This is a genomic window from Herbaspirillum sp. 1130, from assembly GCF_017833835.1.
Lineage (GTDB): Bacteria > Pseudomonadota > Gammaproteobacteria > Burkholderiales > Burkholderiaceae_D > Herbaspirillum > Herbaspirillum huttiense.
This window is the reverse complement of record NZ_JAFICQ010000006.1, coordinates 82581-102378: the sequence shown is the minus strand read 5'-3', so window position 1 is coordinate 102378 and position 19798 is coordinate 82581. Positions and strand designations below refer to the sequence as shown.

At 62.6% G+C, this 19798-nt stretch carries 22 protein-coding genes; 6 read left to right on the top strand and 16 right to left on the bottom strand.

The annotated features are described in order from the left end of the window. Position 1: 1 nt before the first annotated feature. Together JOD78_RS24695 and JOD78_RS24690 are read right to left on the bottom strand one after the other, a co-directional pair. Positions 2 to 661, bottom strand: a complete 660-nt coding sequence (locus JOD78_RS24695; protein ID WP_121040476.1) for a ParA family protein — start codon at positions 659 to 661, stop codon at positions 2 to 4. Positions 662 to 797: 136 nt separating this feature from the next. After that, positions 798 to 2177, bottom strand: coding sequence for a pitrilysin family protein (locus JOD78_RS24690; protein WP_204727019.1), 1380 nt, complete (start codon positions 2175 to 2177; stop codon positions 798 to 800). A gap of 170 nt (positions 2178 to 2347) precedes the next feature. On the opposite strand from JOD78_RS24690, the gene ftsY reads away from it, so the two are divergent. Genes ftsY through ftsX form a run of 3 tightly spaced genes read left to right on the top strand, consistent with a single transcriptional unit; the run spans position 2348 to position 5185 of the window. Then, positions 2348 to 3568 (top strand): signal recognition particle-docking protein FtsY, encoded by a 1221-nt coding sequence (ftsY, locus tag JOD78_RS24685; RefSeq protein WP_121040480.1) that lies wholly within the window; start codon positions 2348 to 2350, stop codon positions 3566 to 3568. Between the two features lie 4 nt (positions 3569 to 3572). Beyond that, positions 3573 to 4265, top strand: coding sequence for an ATP-binding cassette domain-containing protein (locus JOD78_RS24680; RefSeq protein ID WP_121040482.1), 693 nt, complete (start codon positions 3573 to 3575; stop codon positions 4263 to 4265). Next, a complete protein-coding gene (gene ftsX, locus JOD78_RS24675) occupies positions 4262 to 5185 on the top strand; it encodes a permease-like cell division protein FtsX (protein ID WP_121040484.1) in 924 nt (307 codons plus the stop codon). The genes JOD78_RS24680 and ftsX overlap by 4 nt, the downstream gene beginning before the upstream one ends. Before the next feature lie 17 nt (positions 5186 to 5202). Here ftsX and JOD78_RS24670 read toward each other — a convergent pair whose 3' ends face one another. After that, complete coding sequence (locus JOD78_RS24670; RefSeq protein ID WP_121041346.1) at positions 5203 to 6144, bottom strand: Abi family protein; 942 nt, start codon at positions 6142 to 6144, stop codon at positions 5203 to 5205. Positions 6145 to 6805: 661 nt separating this feature from the next. On the opposite strand from JOD78_RS24670, the gene rpoH reads away from it, so the two are divergent. Then, positions 6806 to 7675: an RNA polymerase sigma factor RpoH gene (gene rpoH / locus JOD78_RS24665; RefSeq protein ID WP_227022784.1), complete on the top strand. Its 870-nt coding sequence runs from the start codon at positions 6806 to 6808 to the stop codon at positions 7673 to 7675. An 88-nt stretch (positions 7676 to 7763) separates the two neighbouring features. Here the strand turns inward: rpoH and JOD78_RS24660 are convergent, their stop codons facing one another. Genes JOD78_RS24660 through JOD78_RS24640 form a run of 5 tightly spaced genes read right to left on the bottom strand, consistent with a single transcriptional unit; the run spans position 7764 to position 11773 of the window. Further along, complete coding sequence (locus JOD78_RS24660) at positions 7764 to 8354, bottom strand: SCO family protein (RefSeq protein ID WP_034332698.1); 591 nt, start codon at positions 8352 to 8354, stop codon at positions 7764 to 7766. Between the two features lie 12 nt (positions 8355 to 8366). Continuing rightward, entirely contained in the window at positions 8367 to 9260 is an 894-nt protein-coding gene (gene cyoE / locus JOD78_RS24655; protein WP_134136935.1) for a heme o synthase, read from the bottom strand. Beyond that, complete coding sequence (locus JOD78_RS24650) at positions 9257 to 10393, bottom strand: COX15/CtaA family protein (protein WP_209569341.1); 1137 nt, start codon at positions 10391 to 10393, stop codon at positions 9257 to 9259. Before JOD78_RS24650 ends, cyoE begins: the two co-directional genes overlap by 4 nt. 44 nt (positions 10394 to 10437) lie before the next feature. Beyond that, positions 10438 to 11070, bottom strand: a complete 633-nt coding sequence (locus tag JOD78_RS24645) for a cytochrome C oxidase subunit I (protein ID WP_209569342.1) — start codon at positions 11068 to 11070, stop codon at positions 10438 to 10440. Continuing rightward, positions 11057 to 11773, bottom strand: a complete 717-nt coding sequence (locus JOD78_RS24640) for an SURF1 family protein (RefSeq protein WP_209569344.1) — start codon at positions 11771 to 11773, stop codon at positions 11057 to 11059. The genes JOD78_RS24645 and JOD78_RS24640 overlap by 14 nt, the downstream gene beginning before the upstream one ends. Before the next feature lie 108 nt (positions 11774 to 11881). Between JOD78_RS24640 and JOD78_RS24635 the strand changes: the two genes are divergently transcribed. Further along, a complete protein-coding gene (locus tag JOD78_RS24635; protein ID WP_006461519.1) occupies positions 11882 to 12082 on the top strand; it encodes a twin transmembrane helix small protein in 201 nt (66 codons plus the stop codon). A 72-nt stretch (positions 12083 to 12154) separates the two neighbouring features. On the opposite strand, the gene JOD78_RS24630 is transcribed toward JOD78_RS24635, so the two are convergent. From JOD78_RS24630 to JOD78_RS24595, 8 genes are all read right to left on the bottom strand, one after another. After that, positions 12155 to 13015 carry a cytochrome c oxidase subunit 3 gene (locus tag JOD78_RS24630; RefSeq protein ID WP_034332705.1) on the bottom strand — a complete coding sequence of 287 codons (861 nt, stop codon included), beginning with the start codon at positions 13013 to 13015 and terminating at the stop codon, positions 12155 to 12157. Positions 13016 to 13153: 138 nt separating this feature from the next. Next, complete coding sequence (locus tag JOD78_RS24625; protein ID WP_166675599.1) at positions 13154 to 13330, bottom strand: DUF2970 domain-containing protein; 177 nt, start codon at positions 13328 to 13330, stop codon at positions 13154 to 13156. A gap of 73 nt (positions 13331 to 13403) precedes the next feature. Beyond that, positions 13404 to 13976 (bottom strand): cytochrome c oxidase assembly protein, encoded by a 573-nt coding sequence (locus JOD78_RS24620; protein WP_039783803.1) that lies wholly within the window; start codon positions 13974 to 13976, stop codon positions 13404 to 13406. Further along, complete coding sequence (locus JOD78_RS24615) at positions 13973 to 14083, bottom strand: cytochrome oxidase small assembly protein (protein WP_209532642.1); 111 nt, start codon at positions 14081 to 14083, stop codon at positions 13973 to 13975. Before JOD78_RS24615 ends, JOD78_RS24620 begins: the two co-directional genes overlap by 4 nt. Before the next feature lie 49 nt (positions 14084 to 14132). Next, positions 14133 to 15752: a cytochrome c oxidase subunit I gene (gene ctaD / locus JOD78_RS24610; protein WP_204727015.1), complete on the bottom strand. Its 1620-nt coding sequence runs from the start codon at positions 15750 to 15752 to the stop codon at positions 14133 to 14135. A gap of 18 nt (positions 15753 to 15770) precedes the next feature. Continuing rightward, entirely contained in the window at positions 15771 to 16931 is a 1161-nt protein-coding gene (gene coxB / locus JOD78_RS24605; protein WP_088756825.1) for a cytochrome c oxidase subunit II, read from the bottom strand. A gap of 22 nt (positions 16932 to 16953) precedes the next feature. Continuing rightward, on the bottom strand, positions 16954 to 17424 hold the full coding sequence (locus JOD78_RS24600) for a DUF2244 domain-containing protein (RefSeq protein ID WP_121040498.1): 471 nt from the start codon (positions 17422 to 17424) through the stop codon (positions 16954 to 16956). Between the two features lie 426 nt (positions 17425 to 17850). Continuing rightward, positions 17851 to 18795, bottom strand: a complete 945-nt coding sequence (locus tag JOD78_RS24595) for a methyltransferase domain-containing protein (protein ID WP_134136943.1) — start codon at positions 18793 to 18795, stop codon at positions 17851 to 17853. Between the two features lie 136 nt (positions 18796 to 18931). On the opposite strand from JOD78_RS24595, the gene JOD78_RS24590 reads away from it, so the two are divergent. Continuing rightward, a complete protein-coding gene (locus tag JOD78_RS24590) occupies positions 18932 to 19783 on the top strand; it encodes a ComF family protein (protein WP_134136945.1) in 852 nt (283 codons plus the stop codon). The last annotated feature ends 15 nt before the right edge of the window (positions 19784 to 19798 follow it).

Sequence of the window (19798 nt, the reverse complement as noted above, 5' to 3'; positions counted from 1 at the left end):
GTCAGGCGTTCTGTTCAGGTTCAGGTGCAGCGGCGGGCTGTCCGCCCAGCCACTGCAGGATGGGCTGCCACTGGTCGAGATCGCGCTGCACGCGCGAAGGCGCGATATCCCACAGGGTCAGGCCGTGCGCGGCCAGTTGCACGTAGTTCTGGGTATCGCGCAGATGGCCCAGCACCGGCAGCTTCAGGCCCTCGATGAAGCGCTGCAGCTGCTCGGCCGAGCGGGTGCGGGCATCGACCCGCATGCCGACGATGCCGACATCGATCTCGCCATCGCGTACCGCCTTTTCATTGGCCAGGCGGCGCAGGAAATCCTGGGTGGCCAGGATGTCGAAAATCGAGGGCTGCAGCGGCACCAGGATCTTGTCGGCCAGCTTGAGGGTATCGTTGAGACGCCAGCCATGCAGCCCGGCGGGCGTGTCCAGCACCACGTGGGTGCTGCCCTTGGGGGGCTTGGCGACGTAGTCCTCGTTGATGTCCCAGGTGCTGATGGGGCGCGCCTGCTCCGGACGGATCGACAGCCAGGCACGCGAAGACTGCTGGCGGTCGATGTCGCCCAGCATGACGGCATGGCCAAGGCTGGCGAAATAACCGGCCAGGTTGGTGGCCAGGGTGGTCTTGCCTACGCCTCCCTTGGGGTTGGCGACGACGATGACGGGCATGGTTTTCTCCGTAAAGAACAGAAGCCGATCGATCAGAAAAGGAAGAACTCAGCGACTTGGACATCCCATTAAGCCGTCGTTAATGCCGTTCGATACAGCATTCACCCCGGCTTAATGGTGCAAAAAACGTCAATCCTCAATGCAACAGGCCGGGCGGCGGCGCGGCGGGCTTCTTGCCGTTCAGCGGCAGCGGGACCAGCGTGGCGACCGTGAGCGTATCGTCCTTGAAGTATTTCTGGGCCACCGCCTGCACCTGGGCGGCGGTCACGCTTTTGAGGCGGTCGATGATGCGGTCGATGTTCTTCTGGCCCAGGCCGGTGGTTTCCATCATGCCGATCTCCATGGCCTGGCCGAAAACGGAATCGCGCTTGTAGACCTGCGAGGCGATCAGTTGCGTCTTGACGCGCTGCAGTTCCTGCTCGGAGACGCCTTCGCTGGCGATGCGCTGCACTTCTGCGCGCAGCAGGCCTTCCAGCTGTTCGGTGGAAACGCCGTTGGCCGGGCTGCCTTCCAGCGTGAACAGCACCGGGCCGCGCGCCACGCCGCTGTAGCTGGCGCCCACTGCAGTGGCCTGGCTGGCGGTGCGCACCAGGTTGGCCGTCAGGCGGGCATTGTCATAGCCATCCAGCACGGCGGAGAGCACGTCGAGGGCGTAGGCTTCCTGGTCGGCTTCCACATTGCGCAGGGCGGGCACCTTCCAGGCCATCACGACATAAGGATTTTCAGCCGGTGCCTTGACGGTGACGCGGCGCAAGCCCAGTTGCTCGGGCTCGTTCTGCGGCTTGCCCTGGGGCACGGGGTGGGACGGGATCTTGCCGAAATATTTTTTGGCCAGGGCCAGCACGCGCTGGGCATCGACATCCCCGGCCACCACCAGCGTGGCGTTGTTGGGGGCGTACCACTGGCGATACCAGCCGGCGATGTCCTGCACCGTCATGTGCTGCAGGTCGTCCATCCAGCCGACCACGGGGTGGTGATAGGGGTGGGCGGTCCAGGCGGCGGCGTTCAGGGCTTCATTCAGCAGGCCCATGGGCTGGTCATCGGTGCGCCAGCGGCGTTCTTCCATGATGACGCGGATTTCCTTGGCGAATTCCTTGGCGTCGAATTGCAGGTTGGCCATGCGGTCGGCTTCGAGCGCCATCACCTTTTCCAGATGGCTCTTTTCGATCTGCTGGAAGTAGGCGGTGAAGTCATTGGCGGTGAAGGCGTTTTCCTGCCCGCCCAGCTCGGCCACCAGGCGGCTGAATTCGCCGACCTTGTGGTTCTTGGTGCCCTTGAACATCATGTGTTCCAGCGCGTGCGATACCCCGGTGGTGCCGTTGAGTTCATCGATGCTGCCGACCTTGTACCAGACCATCTGCACCGCCGTGGGGGCGCGCCGGTCTTCCTTGACGACCACTTTCATGCCGTTGGCCAGCACGAATTCGCGCGCCGGCTCGGCCCGCACCTGCGCCGCCGTAGCGGCCAGGAGGCTCAGCAGGGCGGTGGCCAGGAGGGCTCTGATCTTCGATTTCATGGGCTGTGCTCTGATAAAATGCAGGATTCATTGACCCTGGCGGCCATGCGCGGGTCTTGTGGAAGGGCAATTGTAACCTGTCCACTGCGGTTGTCAGGGCAGCCACGCGCCTGCCGTCCCGCCCTCCCCCCGCCCCGGCCGCAGCTACCATCCAGCCTATCCGCCATCCGATGTTCAGTTTTTTCAAAAGAAAACCCAAACCGGAAGCGCAACCCGCGCTGCCGCCCCAGGCCGAACCGGCAGCCCAGCCGGCCCCGGTGGTTCCGCCCCCGACTGAATCCGTTGCTCCTGCTCCTGCCGCTCCCGCTGCGGTTCAGCCACCAGTTGCCGCGCCTGCACCGGTAGCACCGCCAGCCCCGACGCCGATCGCTGACCCGGAGCCTGTGCCCCAACCCTTGACTGCCCCGGCCGCCCCCCCGGAGCCGGTGGCCGCCATCGAAGAGTCCGCCGAAGAAGTCGAGATCGTCGCCGCGCCGGAACCGGCCCCAGAGGTCAAGCGCTCGTGGCTCTCGCGCCTGAAGGCCGGGCTGTCCAAGACCTCGAGCAACCTGACCACGCTGTTCGTGGGTGCGCGCATCGATGAAGACTTGTACGAGGAACTGGAATCGGCCCTGCTGGTATCGGACGCCGGCGTGGAAGCCACCCAGTGGCTGCTGGCCGAGCTGAAGAAAAAAGTCAAAAACGAGCGCCTGACCGAAGCCGCCCAGGTGCGCACCGCCCTGCGCACCCTGCTGATCGACCTGCTGCAGCCGCTGCAGCGCCCGCTGGTGCTGGGCCGCGACAAGCCGCTGGTGATGATGATTGCCGGCGTCAACGGTGCCGGCAAGACCACCACCATCGGCAAGCTGGCCCTGCATCTGCAGGCGCACGGCCAGTCGGTGCTGCTGGCCGCCGGCGACACCTTCCGCGCAGCCGCCCGCGAGCAGCTGGCGGTCTGGGGCGAGCGCAACAACGTCCAGGTGATCGCGCAGGAATCCGGCGATCCGGCCGCCGTCGCCTATGACTCGGTGCATTCGGCGCAAGCGCGCGGCACCCATGTGGTGATGGTCGATACCGCCGGCCGCCTGCCGACGCAATTGCACCTGATGGATGAACTCAAGAAGATCAAGCGGGTCATTGCCAAGGCGATGAACTCGGCACCGCATGAAGTGCTGCTGGTCATCGACGGCAACACCGGCCAGAATGCGCTGGCCCAGGTCAAGGCCTTCGATGATGCACTGGGGCTGACCGGCCTGGTGGTGACCAAGCTGGATGGCACCGCCAAGGGCGGCATCCTGGCCGCCATCGCCAAGACCCGCCCGGTGCCGCTGTACTTCATCGGCGTGGGCGAGAAGATCGAAGACCTGCAGCCGTTCAATGCCACCGAATTCGTCGATGCCCTCCTGAGTTGAACCGATGATTGAATTTACCCGGGTTTCCAAGCAATACGCGCGCGAGGTCTATGCCCTGCGCGACATTACGTTGTCGGTGAAGAAGGGCGAATTGATCTTTTTGGCCGGCCCTTCCGGTGCCGGCAAGTCCACGCTGCTGAAGATGATCGCGGCCATCGAGCGGCCCACTTCGGGCAAGCTCACCGTCAGCGGCACCGACATCGCGGGCTTGAAACCTTCCGGCCTGCCCTACCTGCGGCGCAACCTGGGGCTGATCTTCCAGCAGCAGAAGCTGTTGCTGGACCGCAATCTGCTGGCCAACGTGATGCTGCCGCTGATCGTGACCGGCTCTTCCCGCCCGGATGCGGAAAAGCGCGCCCGCGCCGCGCTCGACAAGGTCGACCTGCTGGAGAAGGCCATGTGCGAGCCGCTGGAACTGTCCGGCGGTGAGCAGCAGCGCGTGGCCATTGCACGCGCCATCGTCAACCGTCCGCAGATCATTCTGGCTGACGAGCCGACGGCCAATCTGGACCGGGCCAATGCCAACAAGGTGCTGGCCGCCTTGAAATCCTTCCACGGCGTGGGCGTGACCTGCCTGATCTCGACCCACGACGAAAATTTCCTCACCGGTGCCGACCGCATCATCTACCTGGACCGTGGCCGCATCGTCGATGGCTGGCACAACGGCGTAGCCAATCCCGTGGAGGTGTCGCCATGAACTGGCTCCGACAGCATTTCGCCGCCATTGCGGACGCCCTGCGCCACCTGCTGCGCTCGCCGGGCAATTTCCTGTTGAACGTGCTGGTGGTCTCGATTGCGCTGGCGCTGCCCTTTGCCGGCCTCTCGGCGCTGGAAAACGTGCGCCCGATCTCGGAGCAGATGTCGGTGGAGCCGGAGATCAGCATCTTCATGAAACCCGATGCCAGCCGCGAGGCCGCGCAGGCCGTGGGCAAGACCATCAGCCAAGTGTTGAAGGACGGCAACACCAATGGCAAGGTCGAGTTCATCCCGCGCGAAAAAGCCTTCGATGCGATGAAGAGCAAGACCGGCCTGGCCGACGTGCTGGCCACGCTGGGCAGCAATCCGCTGCCGGACAGCTACGTGGTGCGCCTGCCCGGCTTCGAGAACGCCATGAATGCCAGCCGGGTGGATGACATCGCCCAGCAGCTCAAGAAGCAGCCGGGCGTGGATACGGTGCAGATCGATTCCGAATGGGTCAAGCGCCTGGCGGCGCTGCTGCGCATCCTGCGGCTGGTGCTGCTGTTCCTGGGGATCACGCTGGGGGCGGTGGTGGTGGCGGTCGTTTTCAACACGATTCGCCTGCAGGTCATGACGCAGCGCGACGAAATCGAGGTCTCGCGGCTGTTCGGGGCGACCAATTCCTTCATCTATCGTCCGTTCTATTACACCGGCGCGCTGCTGGGCCTGTGTGCGGGCGCGGTGGCGCTGGGGCTGGTGGTGGCGGCGCAGCAGCCGCTCAATGAAGCCATCCTGGATTTCGCCCACCTGTATGCCTCGGAATTCCAGCTGGCCCTGCCCAGCCCCATGGCCATCGGCCTGCTGCTGGCCATCAGCGGCTTGTTGGGCTTGTTCGGGGCGATGCTGTCGGTGCGCAGGCAGTTGGCGAGGAAGGCCTGAGCCGGCAAATTCGCTGCTCAGAAGAAGTAACGATCCCAGCCTGGGGATGCCACCGACTGGCGTGAGCCCCTTCTGCGCTTGCTAAAGGGCTCGCACGGCACCCTGGTCTGCGCCAGGACCAGGCGATAGCTGCCTGCCCGGCCACCCGTGCGACGATAGATCGCCAAGGCGTGGCGATCCAGCAGTACCTGCAACGACCACCAATGATCGCTCTGACGCAGATGCAGGGAGATCACCGGATCGATCCAGCCGGCAAACCACGATAAATGTTCCGCAAGCCGCCGCAGGCTATTGACGGTATGCCGGGGCCGGCGCGGGATGAATCCGAGAACGCCGAACCGGTCGAATTCGGGGAGGGTCCATAGCGCGTCGTGATGTCCGATCCGATTGCGCACGTCACGTATCCGCTTGAGGAGGGTGACGACGCGTTTCCTGAATTCCGGACTGTCATGGGCAAAGAGGGCAATATCCGGGGCATGCGGAAATACCTCCGCCAGGATCGCCGCTTGCAGTCCGGCGGGCTGGGCACGATGGGCGAGCCCGCTGATGAGGACTTCCCAGAAACCGAAGGGCAAAGCGGCCACCACGTCATCTGGCGTGACGATATATGAAGATGGCTTCCTTCCCATGACCTTTTCCATCGCGCAGATCACATCGGCACGCGATTTCGGACTCAATTTATGGATCGGCGGCAGCACGGCCGGTGCAGCCGGATTGATCGCATGCGCCGGATTGGACCTGGGCATCATCCAGCCAAATGATTCAGCCGCGCCGTAATGGCGTGACAATGCACCATGCAAGGCATTGCGCAGGGAGACCTCGACATCGGCCAGCAATGGCAGCAGCCCTGCGGCGACGGCCTGGTTCCAGGCATAACATCCCAAGGTATCCTGATATGAAGTTGTCAGAAAGAACTGCTGGAGCGTGGATAACCGAGGAGCAGTGAGGTGTTTCAGCATGCCGCCAGCCTGTTGAAAATTGGGAAGCCCGGGTGCTATACTCGGGCCCATAGAGACAGGGGTTTTCCAATCATTTGGTCGTGCCCCTGTAAATTGAGGACAAAGCCCGCTCACTGCGGGCTTTGGACTTTCTGGCGGGAAATTTTATCGATCCTGCCTGTCCGCAACAATAAGTTGCTCCTCTCCCCGTCTTCTTATCAGAGCCAACCTCGTCGATTGACGAGTTGTCATGCGACAAAAGCTGTCTCCCCTGCACTGTTGGCCAAGCCGTTGCCGCACTTCATATAGGCCTTGGCGCGCTGCAAAAAAGTGTTACAAGTTTCTGGCCCCCTTTTGACCCCTGTCGCAACTTTTGTCGCCCAAAGGCGACTAATATGAAGGGAATGGGATGCAATGATTGGCTGGACAGCAATAGATTAACGCTATTACTCCCTCACTATCATGCTATTAGCACTCCCGGGTGACGAGTGCTAGAATACCTTATCGAATTGCTCCAGTTTTCCGGAGCACTGCATCAAACAGCAGCGGCCACGAGGCCGCGCCAGGGAAGTTGGGAACATTGCCCCTGGCATCCGAAGCATTTGCTTCCTACCGTTTCATACTGTTTCCGCAAAGGAACCAAGGAGAATCCATGAAAACTGCGTCTGCACACACTGCACTCATGCCTGCCGAGTCCAATGCACTCGCGCTGGGTTTTTCCGGCAGCCTGGGCAATATCGACGCGTATATCTCGGCAGTGAACCGCCTGCCCATGCTGACCCACGAAGAAGAGATCAAGCTGGCGCGCGACCTGCGTGAAAAGAACGACCTGGGCGCCGCTCAGAAGATGGTGCTGTCGCACCTGCGCCTGGTGGTGTCGATTGCCCGTGGCTATCTCGGCTACGGCCTGCCGCACGCCGACCTGATCCAGGAAGGCAATATCGGCCTGATGAAGGCCGTCAAGCGCTTCGACCCGGCCCAGAACGTGCGTCTGGTGTCTTATGCCATGCACTGGATCAAGGCCGAGATCCACGAGTACATCCTGAAGAACTGGCGTCTCGTGAAGGTCGCGACCACCAAGGCCCAGCGCAAGCTGTTCTTCAACCTGCGCAGCCACAAGGAAGGCCTGGACGCGATGACGCCGGCCCAGGTCGAGGCCTTGGCCAAGACCCTGGACGTCAAGCGCGAAGAAGTGATCGAGATGGAAACCCGTCTGTCCGGTCGCGACATCGCCCTGGAGTCGCCCACCGATGATGAAGATGACAAGTTCGCCCCCATCGCCTACCTGTCCTCCGACAATTCGGAACCGACCCGCGTGATCGAAGCCAAGCAATACGACCGCCTGCAGTCCGAAGGCCTGGAAGCTGCACTGTCCAAGCTGGATGACCGTTCGCGCCGCATCGTCGAAGCCCGCTGGCTCGCCAATGACGACGGCTCGGGTGCAACCCTGCATGAACTGGCTGACGAGTTCGGCGTGTCGGCCGAGCGTATCCGCCAGATCGAAGCAGTCGCGCTGAAGAAGATGAAGACCGCGCTGCAGGCTTACTCCTGATCCGGATTTCATTCAGGTCAGCAGCAATGAAAAAGGCACCCTCGGGTGCCTTTCTTTTTATCCAAACGATTTATATCGTTTCAAGCCATCACGACAGCAGCAACTTGATGTCATGCGCCAGCGTCTGCGGCCCTTGTCCGTGCTTGACGAACAGGCGGATGTGTCCCTGCGGATCGAATACGTAGCTGCCCGCCGTGTGATCCATCGTATAGCTGCCCGGCTGCTTGCCCGGCACCTTCTGGTAGAACACCTTGAATTCCTTGGCCACCTTCTCGGTCTGCTGCAGGTCGCCGCGCAAGCCGAGGAAACGCTTGTCGAAGGCCGGCACGTATTGCGCCAGCACTTCCTGGGTATCGCGCTCCGGATCGACGGTCACGAAGAGCACCTGCACGCGGTCGGCATCCGGTCCCAGTTCCTTCATGACGTTGGACATCTCGACCATGGTGGTCGGGCACACGTCCGGGCACTGCGTATAGCCGAAGAACATCACCACCACCTTGCCCTTGAAATCGGCCAGAGTGCGCGGCTTGCCAGTGTGGTCGGTCAGGGCGAAGTCCTTCGCGTAATCCAGCCCGGTGACATCGGTATTGTTGAACTTCAGTTCAGGCTTGGACGGCCCGCAGGCCGCCAGCAGCGTTGCGCAGCCGGCCAGCAGCAGCGCCGAGAGGAATCGTTTCATGCGTTCAGGGAATCAGAAACTGCGGAACAGGAAGTAATGGTCCACCAGCAGCACCGCAAACAGGATGGACAGGTAGACGATCGAATAAGCAAAGGCCTTGCGCGCGATCAGGTCGGTGTAGTGGCGATAGATCTGCCACGAATACCAGAAGAAGATCGCACCCAGCACGATGGCGGTACCCAGGTAGATCAGGCCGCTCATGCCGATGGCAAAGGGCAGCATGCTCACCGCCAGCAGTGCAATGGTGTACATCAGGATGTGCAGCTTGGTGACCTCCATGCCATGCGTGATGGGCAGCATCGGCAGGCCGGACTTGGCGTAATCGTCGCGGCGGTACATGGCCAGCGCCCAGAAATGCGGCGGGGTCCAGATGAAGATGATCATCACCAGCACCCAGGCCTGCATCGGCACGTCATTGGCCATGGCCGCCCAGCCCAGCGCGGGCGGCATGGCACCAGCCAGGCCACCGATGACGATGTTCTGCGAGGTCGCGGGTTTCAGGATGATGGTGTAGATGATGGCGTAGCCAACGAAGGTGGCGAAGGTCAGCCACATGGTCAGCGGATTGACCAGGTTGTACAGCACCCACATGCCCAGGCCACCCAGCACGCCCGAGAACACCAGCGTCTGGCCTACCGTGATTTCGCCGCGCGCCATCGGACGGCGGGCGGTGCGGGCCATGCGCGAATCGATCTCGCGCTCGACCAGGCAATTGATGGCGAAAGCCGCGCCGGCCAGGAGCCAGATGCCCAGCGTGCCGAAGATGACCTTGTGCCAGTCCGGCAGGTCAGGCGTGGAAAGGAACATGCCGATCACGGCACAGAACACTGCCAGCTGCGTCACGCGCGGCTTGGTCAGTGCCCAGTACTGGGCGATGCGGTTGGGTTGGGCGGTCAATGTGGTCATGGCGTGACGGGCCGGGCGGATGCTGGTGGAGCAGCGGCGGCCAGGCCGGAGGGTGCGTAACGGACCTTGTAGTTTAACATGACCATCAGGATGACCAGCAGCGCCGCGCCGCCGTTATGGATCACCGCAATGGCCAGCGGCCAGTTCAGATAGATGGTCGCCAGACCAGTACAGAGCTGCAAACCCAGCACCGTCAGCATCCAGCGGGCGGTCTTGCGCAAGCCTTCATCACGCAGCGCGCGGTGTGCCAGCCATACAACATACAAGATGACGACAAAGGCAAAACTGCGATGTACCCAGTGGATCGCGGTCAGCGCTTCCACCGGCAGGTAGTCGCCCGAGGAGGTCATGCCGAGGTGGCGCCAGAGCGTGAAGCCGTGTTCGAAGTCCATCTCCGGCACCAGCTTGCCATTGCACAGCGGGAAATCGGAACAGGCCAGCGCCGCGTAATTGGTGCTGACCCAGCCGCCCAGCGCGATCTGCAAACCCAGCAGGGCCGCGCCGATAGTGGCCGGCACCACCAGCGCGCGGCCTGCGGGCGAGACCGGCACATGCTCTTCCTGCCGCGCCCCCAGCCAGGCCAGCATGGCCAGGAGCGTCAGGCCCAGCAGCAAGTGGATGGTGACGATGATGGGCTGCAGCTTCATGGTCACGGTCCAGGCACCGAAGGCGCCCTGCAGGCAGACGAAGCCCAGGAGCGCCGTCGGGAACCAGGGACGGAACTGCAGTTCGGTCTTGCCCGACTTGATCCAGCGCCGCCAGGCGGCCACCATCAGCACGATGATGAGGAAGCCCACGGCCATGGCGAAATAGCGGTGGATCATTTCGATCCAGGCCTTGGCCCAGGTCACCGGACCAAACGGCATGGCTTCCTGCGCGGCATTGATGTGCTCATGCGCCAGCAGCGGATTGGCATGGCTGTAGCAGCCCGGCCAGTCGGGACAGCCAAGGCCCGAATCGGTCAGGCGCGTGAAGGCCCCGAACATGATCAGGTCGAAGGTAAAGAACAGCGTCACCCACACCAGCTTGCGGTATTTGTTGGCCACGCCCTGTGCGCGCCACACCAGCGCCAGCGGAATCAGGGCCACCACGAGCCCGGTCAGGCCCAGTTGTATCAGCGTCGTTGCATTCATCTTGAGTCAAACGTGCGTCACTGCGCGCAGGCGATCCATCCGCATCAGCCGATGGAGGAAGCGCGCAGCAATTTGGAAATGTCCTTCTTCATCTTGCCGGGATCGGGGTCCTTGGGGAAGCGCATCATCAGGTTGCCCAGCGGGTCGATCAGGTAGATGTGGTCTTCGGCCGAGGTGCCGGCATCGGCCGGCAACCAGGACTGCAATTTGCCAGCGTCAACCCGAAGGATATCGGTTCCGTCGAATTCGCGCAGGAGCAAAGTCGCAATCGGTGCGCGATCCGTGACCAGCCACACGCGCTCGATACGCTCCATTTCCTTGCCTTGCATCAGCCGCAGCTGGCGCATGGTCAACAGTTTCTTCTGGCAGGGTTCGCCGCAGTCGCCGCGATCGACCTGCAGCATCACCCACTTGCCCTTGTAATCCTGCAGCCTGGCCGGACCGCCATCGATGGCACTGCTGCCGAGATCCGGAATCGGATACTGGCGCGGATCGATCAGCGCACCATAGTTGTTGCGGCTCTGCGGTTTGATCACGTAATAGGTGAGGTAGGAAGCGATCATCGGTGCGGCACACACGGCCACCACCGCCAGCATCTTCCAGCGGCCAATGCGGCGGCGGCGCACCTCGTCGGCGGATGCGGCTTGCGCGGATTGCTCAGCTTCAGGCTTTGTCATGACGACCACGTTTGAATCCTGTCACGATGAAAAAAAGAAGAGCCATGCCCGCCAGTGCGTACCACTGCACGGCATAGCCACGATGACGATCGATACCCAATGACGGAGCGGGCCAGTCGCGCACCAAGGTATCGCCCGCCGCCCCGCCCTGCTCGATCACCAGCGGTGCCAGCGTTATACCGCTGGCCTTGGCCAGTGCCGGCACATCGAGATTCTGCAGGATGGCTTGCGGACGCGGTGCATCGGCCGTCCCCAGTTGCAGCACATGCCCGGCATCGCGACGCAGGATGCCTTCCACCTCGGTAACGCCCGATGGCGGCGGCACCTGAGGCACGCGCGTGCGATCGGCAGCATCGCGCGGGGCCCAGCCGCGTGCCACGACCACGGCCGGTCCACTGCCCTCGGGCTGGAACAGCGTGAGGACATGGAAACCAACGACACCGTTGTAGGGGCGGTTCTCCAGATACAGCGTCCACTGCGCAAGATAGTGGCCGCGCAGGCGGATCTGTCGAAACTCCGCATCGCTCGCGTCAACCGGCAGCGCACTCAGAGGAGCCTCGCTGCCCCGCGCCTGCATGCGCTGCTGCAGGGCCAGCTTCTCCTCGGCGCGATGCGTCTGCCACTGGCCCAGCGCAATGCTGGCGGCAGCCACGAGCAGCGTGGCGCAAAACGGGATGAGGCGAAAAACGAATCGGGTCGGCATCGATGAAGTTTGGCCTTACAATGAAGCGCACACAGGACAAGAAAAAATCTTGCACATCAGCGTCGCAGCATACCGCATGCACGCCTTCGGAGACAGGGTTCCATCCTCATGAAAATCATCGTCGCCATCGCCTTCATCCTGATCCTGGCCAGCCTGGCCTCGGCATTGATCTTCCTGATGCGCGACAAGGGCAAGAGCAATCGCACGGTCCAGGCGCTGACGCTGCGGGTCGGCTTCTCGGTGGCGCTGTTCCTCTTCATCCTGCTGAGCTACAAGCTGGGCTGGATACAGCCGACCGGCATCCGCTGATTTCATCCGCACGCACCCCACAAAAAAGCCGCACCGAAGTGCGGCTTTGTCATTGCGCAGACAGGGCGTGCCTTACAGCCAGTACACCACCACATACAGGCCCAGCCACACCACGTCCACGAAGTGCCAGTACCACGCCGCGCCTTCGAAGGCGAAGTGATGCGTGGGCGTGAAGTGCCCGCGCAGCACGCGATAGAGCACCACCGACAGCATGATCGCGCCCATGGTCACGTGGAAGCCGTGGAAGCCGGTCAGCATGAAGAAGGTCGAGCCGTAGATGCCGGAGGTCAGCTTGAGGTTGAGCTCGCTGTAGGCGTGGATGTATTCATAAGCCTGGAAGCCCATGAAGACGGCACCCAGCAGGATGGTCAGGAACAGCCACACGGCCGTCTGCGCGCGATGGCCGGCGCGCATGGCGTGGTGCGAGATGGTCAGCGTCACGCCCGAGGTCAGCAGCAGCAAGGTGTTGATGGTCGGAATCGGGAACGGACCCATGGTGGTGAAATTCTCCACCGTGCCGGCCGGGCCGACATTGCCCCACTGGCCGGTGAAGTCGGGCCAGATCACCTTGTGGTCCAGATCGGCCAGCCACGGCATGGTGATGCTGCGCGCATAGAACAGCGCGCCGAAGAAGGCCGCGAAGAACATCACCTCCGAGAAGATGAACCAGCTCATGCTCCAGCGATAGGACAGGTCGATGCGCTCGCTGTAGAGGCCCGACTCCGATTCGCGGATCGCATCGCCGAACCAGTAGTACAGCACCACCAGCACCATCAGGATGCCGAGGATATTGACGTAGGGCGCCCACGAGACGCCATTGACCCAGGCCGAAGCCCCGATCATGGTGATGAGCATGGAAATGCCCGCCATCATCGGCCAGCGCGACGGGCCTGGAACGAAATAATGGGGTGCCTTGGCTTGTTGAGAACTCATGTTCTTCTCCCGGTACGAAATCCGATTGTCCTGGCCTGGGCAAGAGCAGCAAAGATGGGCATTAAGCTGCGTTGAATGCTCTTGCGATACAGGGTTTACGTTTCCTTAATGCTCTTTTTCGGTCAGTCTCGATCAGTCTCATCCACCTGCCGCGCTACGCACCACCAGCTTGACGATGCTCACCAGCACGGTCACGAAGATCACCGCACCGAGAATGCCGGCGATGATGACGTGCACCGGATTGAGGCGTGCTGCATCCGACTCGTAATCCTTGCGCTTGCGCACGCCGAAGAAGGACCAGAACACCGCCTTCATCGTCGCGCCGAAGGAGGCCTTGCGCCGGGCCGCCTTTTTCAGCTCATCGTTCACACCCGCTCCTCGGGGCTGGTCAGCCCGCCGTCTTGGCCTTGCCGTTGATCTCGAAGAAGGTATAGGACAGCGTGATCGTGGTCACTTCCTTGGGCAGCTTGGGGTCGATATAGAACACCACCGGCATCTGCTTGGCCTGGTTTGGTCCCAATGTCTGCTGCGTGAAACAGAAGCACTCCACCTTCTTGAAGAAGGCCGCCGACTGCAGCGGTGCATAGCTCGGGATGGCCTGTGCATCCACATTGCGCGGCTGGGTGTTGACCACTTCGTAGGTGACCTGCGTCATCTCGCCGGGGTGCACCTGCATGCTGGCCACCGTCGGGCGGAAGCGCCACGGTCCTTGGGCATTGCCATCGAACTCCACAGTGATGGTGCGCGTCTTGTCGATCTGCGTATTGGCCGGCGCTTCCACCGTCACATCCTTGGGCGTGAGGAAGTTCACGCCGGTCACTTCGCAAATCTTGCGATAGACCGGGATGAGCGCATAGCCAAAGCCGAACATCAGCACCGCCACCACCAGCAGCTTCCTGAACATCACGCGGTTCAGGCCGCGTGATGTCGTCTCTTCCACCTGATCGTCATCTCTGCTCATTTGGCGAACCAGATGCGGTTGATGAAGATGCCGACGAAGAAGGCCAGCGCCACCAGCCCCAGCAGGAGGCCGGTGCGCAGGTTGTTGGGTTTCTTGCGTTCGGTCATGAGGGTTGCCTTTGCATTAGGGACGATGACTTGTGTTATCCACAGGCGTTTACTTCACCACCGGCGGTTCTTCGAAGGTGTGGAAAGGCGCCGGGCTGGGCACGGTCCATTCCAGGCCCTCTGCCCCTTCCCAGGGCTTGGCTTCCGCCTTCTTGCCACCCTTGATCGAGGGGATCACCACGAAGAACAGGAAGTACACCTGCGACAGCCCGAACCCGAAGGCACCGATGGAGGCCACCATGTTGAAGTCGGTGAACTGTGCCGGGTAATCCGCATAGCGGCGCGGCATGCCCGCCAGCCCCAGGAAGTGCATCGGGAAGAAGGTGATGTTGAAGGTGATCAGCGAGGCCCAGAAGTGGAACTTGCCGCGCCATTCGTTGTACATGAAGCCGGTCCACTTCGGGCCCCAGTAGTAGTAGCCGGCGAAGAGCGCGAAGAGCGAACCGGCCACCAGCACGTAGTGGAAGTGGGCCACCACGTAGTAGGTATCCTGCATCTGGATGTCGATCGGGGTCACCGCCAGGATCAGGCCGGTGAAGCCGCCCATGGTGAAGACGAAGATGAAGCCCACCGAGAACAGCATCGGCGTCTCGAAGGTCATGGAGCCGCGCCACATGGTGGCGATCCAGTTGAAGATCTTCACGCCGGTGGGCACGGCGATGAGCATAGTGGCGTACATGAAGAACAGCTGCGCGGTCACCGGCATGCCGGTGGTGAACATGTGGTGCGCCCAGACGATGAAGGACAGGATCGCAATCGAGGCCGTCGCATACACCATCGAGGCATAGCCGAACAGCGGCTTGCGCGCGAAGGCCGGGATGATCTGCGAGACGATGCCGAAGGCCGGCAGGATCATGATGTAGACCTCGGGGTGGCCGAAGAACCAGAAGATGTGCTGGTACATCACCGGGTCACCGCCGCCGGCAGCGTTGAAGAAGGAGGTGCCGAAGTGACGGTCGGTCAGCGTCATGGTGATGGCACCGGCCAGCACCGGCATCACGGCAATCAGCAGGTAGGCGGTGATGAGCCAGGTCCAGCAGAACATGGGCATCTTCATCAGCGTCATGCCGGGCGCGCGCATGTTGAGGATGGTGACGATGATGTTGATCGAACCCATGATGGAAGAAGCACCCATGATGTGCATGGCGAAGATGCCCATGTCCATGCCTGGGCCCATCTGGGTCGACAGCGGTGCGTACAGCGTCCAGCCGGCCGCGGTGGCGCCGCCCGGCACCAGGAAGGAACCGGCCAGCAGGAGCGCGGCCGGCGGCAGCAGCCAGAACGAGAAGTTGTTCATGCGCGCAAAGGCCATGTCGGACGCCCCGATCTGCAGCGGGATCATCCAGTTGGCGAAGCCCACGAAGGCCGGCATGATCGCACCGAACACCATCACCAGGCCGTGCATGGTGGTCAACTGGTTGAAGAATTCAGGACGGAAGAACTGCAGGCCCGGCTGGAACAGCTCGGCCCGGATCAACAGCGCCAGCACGCCGCCCGAGAGCAGCATGGTGAACGAGAACCACAGGTAGAGCGTACCGATGTCCTTGTGATTGGTGGCAAAGAGCCAGCGCCGCCAGCCGTGCGGATGGTCGTGCGCGTGGTCATCGTGAGCGTGCCCATGCCCGTGATCGTGGGAATGATCGGGGGCGTGATCGACGGTGGTAGTCATGTCCGGTTCTCCAAACGATTACTTGCGGGCGGCCAGGACTTCGGCCGGCTGCACGATGTTTTCCTGGGCCTTGTTGGACCAGCTGTTGCGCGTATAAGTGATCACGGCGGCGATTTCGGTGTCGTTCAACACACCCTTCCAGGCCGGCATGGCGTTCTTGCCGTTGAGCAGGATGTGGATCTGGCCATCCTTGGGGCCATTGACCATCGCGCTGCCATCGAGCGCCGGGAAGGCACCCGGCACGCCCTTGCCATTGGCCTGGTGGCAGGCCACGCAGTTGGCCGCATAGACCTTCTCGCCGCGCTGCTTCAGCTCATCCACCGTCCAGACCTTGCTGGGATCATCGGCCTTGGCGGCCATTTCCTTCTTCTTGCCCTCGACCCATTTCTTGTAGTCGTCATCGCTGACCACGTTGACCACGATGGGCATGAAGGCGTGATCCTTGCCGCACAATTCCACGCACTGGCCGCGATAGGTACCGATCTTCTCGGCGCGGAACCAGGTGTCGCGCACGAAGCCGGGAATCGCATCCTGCTTCACGCCGAAAGCGGGGATGGTCCAGGAGTGGATCACGTCATTGGCGGTGGTGACGATGCGCACCTTCTTGTTGACGGGCACCACCACCGGATTGTCGACTTCGATCAGGTAGTTGTCGTTTTTCTTCAGGGTGGGATCGGTGACCTGCTCGCGCGGCGTGGCCAGGCTGGAGAGGAAGGAGATGCCTTCACCATCGCCCTTGAGATAGTCATACCCCCACTTCCACTGCATGCCGGTGACCTTGATGGTGAGGTCGGCGTTGGAGGTGTCCTTCATGGCCACCACGGTCTTGGTGGCCGGCAAGGCCATGCCGATGACGATCAGGAAGGGCACCACGGTCCAGGCGATTTCCACGGTCGTGCTTTCGTGGAAGCTGGCGGGCTTGTGGCCGACCGACTTGCGGTGCTTGATGATGGAATAGAACATCACCCCGAAGACCGCCACGAAGATGACCAGGCAGATGATCAGCATCAGGATGTGCAGGTCATAGATCTGCTCGGCGATCTTGGTCACCGGCGGCTGGAAATTCATCTGCAGCACGGCCGGTCCGCCCGGACTATCCACCACTGCCCAGGCCGGCAAGCCGGCCGCCAGCAGCGAGGCACCGAGGGTCAAGGATTGAAGGCGCTTCGCAAGTTTCATGGATTTCCTCAAAAGCCCAAAATTATAAGAATGAGAGTGCTGCCACCCCGCCACCCCTGGCGGCCAGTTCCTGTTGCAGCTCCTGCACCAAAGCGCGCCGCTGCCACAAGCTCATGAACCGGCCAATTTCCACGCGCTGCCCCCGGCTTTCCAGGGCCACCAGCGACTGCCGGCCCACAGGAAAAGCGATGCGCATGCCATGCAACTGCAAGCTGCTGCGGTGCGAACGACTACCCTGGATGACTTCCACCTCCAGGCCATGATCGGCCAGCACCAGCACTTCGCGATCGGTGGCGTGACGGGCGTAGACCAGCATGGCCGCGCCCACCGCCACCAGTTCAATGCATGAAAAAACCAGGATGATCCAAGCGCCGCGCAGCGTGAAGCCCAGCGCGACCGTGAGTGAAACCGTACAAAGGACTGCGAAGACCCACGCCAGCTGGCGTGGCGCAATCGAACAATTGCGCTTCAATATCCATTCCCGCGTCTCCATGGCACCTCGCCAGCATGATTGTCGGTCGAGCGTGTCTCTGTCTCTTACCGCAGGGGATGCTCACTGGATGCGGGCCAGCCCGTTCCTGCCGGGGGCCGTCTTGCGTGGGGCGCACTCCGTGGCTATCCGTTTTGCGGTCTTTATTTATTCTTGCTATTCGTTCGTACTGGAATTTCTTTGTGTGAATTTTTTTACCCATTTGAGTATAAGGGCTAACGTCGCCATGGATCAAGCACGCACCGCCGCATTGACAACGGTGGCGCTTGCGGGCTGTCCGGCGGGCCGGGATAGCGGCAGCAGAGCCGCCAGGGGCGCGGCTTTGCGGCGATATGAAGGCTTCGGCAGGAACAGGCAGGGCGTAACGATACAGCAACTATCTGACAGGCCAGATAGGGCTGGGCGACTAAGCCTTATATGAAGTTTCGACTATCGCGGCGGGCGTTCGAAGCGAATGATGCTCTCGCCAGCCGCGGTGGTCTTGGGCACCGGACGGAAGGCGTGGCCGTAGACGACCTCGAAGGTCAGCGGGATCTTGCCGTCGGGCTTGCGCATGGCCTCGAAGGCCGCCAGCAGGCGCTGGTACTGGCGGCGGCTCATCATGCTGCGGCGCCGCGATTCCAGCGGATTGCCACCCCAGGCGCGCACATCTTCCAGCAGACGCTGGGGCGTTTCGTAGGTGACGGTGATGGTTTCCATGTCCATCACCGGTGTGGAAAAGCCGGCATTGACCAGCATGTCGCCGAAGTCGTGCATGTCGACGAAGGGCAAGGTGTGCGGTGCAAGATCGATTTGTTCGAAAGCGCTGCGCACTTCGCGCAGGGTATCGGGGCCGAAGCAGGAAAACATCAGCAAACCCTCCACCCGCAGCACGCGACGCCACTCGGCAAACACGCGGTCGGGCTGGGGATGCCAGTGCAGGGCCAGGTTGGACCAGACCAGGTCCAGCGCATTGGCCGCCAGCGGCAGGCGCGCGAAGTCGGCACAGGCCAGTTCGGGACCACCGGCATTCGGACCGGAACCGAGCCACTTGTTGATGGAGCCGAACAGGCGGTTCATGGCCGTCTGCGCGCCGCGCTGGTGGTCGGCGGCCCTGGCGAGCATGCCGTAGGCGCCGTCCAGACCGATCACCTGCGCCTCGGGATAGCGTTTCTGCAGCACCGGCAGGTCGGCCCCTTCGCCGCATCCGGCGTCCAATACTTCACGTGGGGCGATTTTCACCAGGGCCAGGCGCTCCTGCATGCGGGCCGAGACTTCGCGGCGCAGGAAATCGGATTCGGCCACGCGCTGGGGCTGGCCGAAACGGCGGCGCACCAGGGGCAGGTCGATGGGAGCGCTCAGCTTGGCGCTGGCAGAAGGCGGCGGCAGGGACATGGGCAACGGAACAGGAAGATGGACTGCGCAGCAGCGTGGCAAGCTCGGGCGGCCAGCAGAGGGCCGCCGATCCACGGGGCTGATGCGATAATGCGCGTAGTTTAGTCGAAATCCATTTTTCCCGGGCGCACCTCGCATGGATCTCAAATCCTCCAAACCCGCTGCCGCATCGCCCCAGGCCAAGCCTGGCACCGCCTATCGCGCCGTCGGCGGCAAGCCGGCACGGCCGGGCAAGCCATCCGGCCCCGGCTGGCTGCAGCGCCTGCTGGCGCATGTACCGCAGCTGCTGCCGTCGTCCTGCGCGCTGTGCGGCGCGGCCGGACGCGAGACTCTCTGCGCGCCCTGCCACAAGCGTTTCTACACGCGCCAGCACCGCCGCTGCATTCAGTGCGCCCTGCCCATGCCGGTGACCGGCAAGGAACTGCGCTGCGGTGCCTGCCTCAAGGATCGCCCGGCCTTCGACGCCACCATCGTGGCCACCGATTATTTCGCCCCGTCCGACCAGCTGGCGCTGGCCCTGAAGTTCGGCGGCGACCTGCGCCTGGCACCGCTGCTGGCGCGATTGATCTTCGATGCCACGCGCCGCAATCCGGTGCCCGGCAGCGACGTGCAGCTGCCGATGCCGACCTTGCTGGCCCCGGTGCCGCTGGGATTGGCGCGATTGCAGGAACGCGGCTTCAACCAGGCGCTGGAAATCGCCCGGCCGCTGGGCAAGCTGATGGACATCCCGGTGCAGCCGCGCCTGCTGGAACGCAAGAAGGAAACCGATGCGCAGTCGGCCCTGCCGGTCGGGGCTCGCGCGCGCAACGTGCGTTCGGCCTTCGCCCTGCCGTTCGCGGCCATGGACCAGGTGCGCGGGCTGCATGTGGGCATCGTCGACGATGTCATGACCACCGGCGCCACCTTGAATGAAGTGGCGATCGTGCTCAAGCGGCACGGCGCCCGGCGCGTGACCAACCTGGTCTTTGCGCGCACCCTGCCGACCTGAAGCGGGTCGGCCATC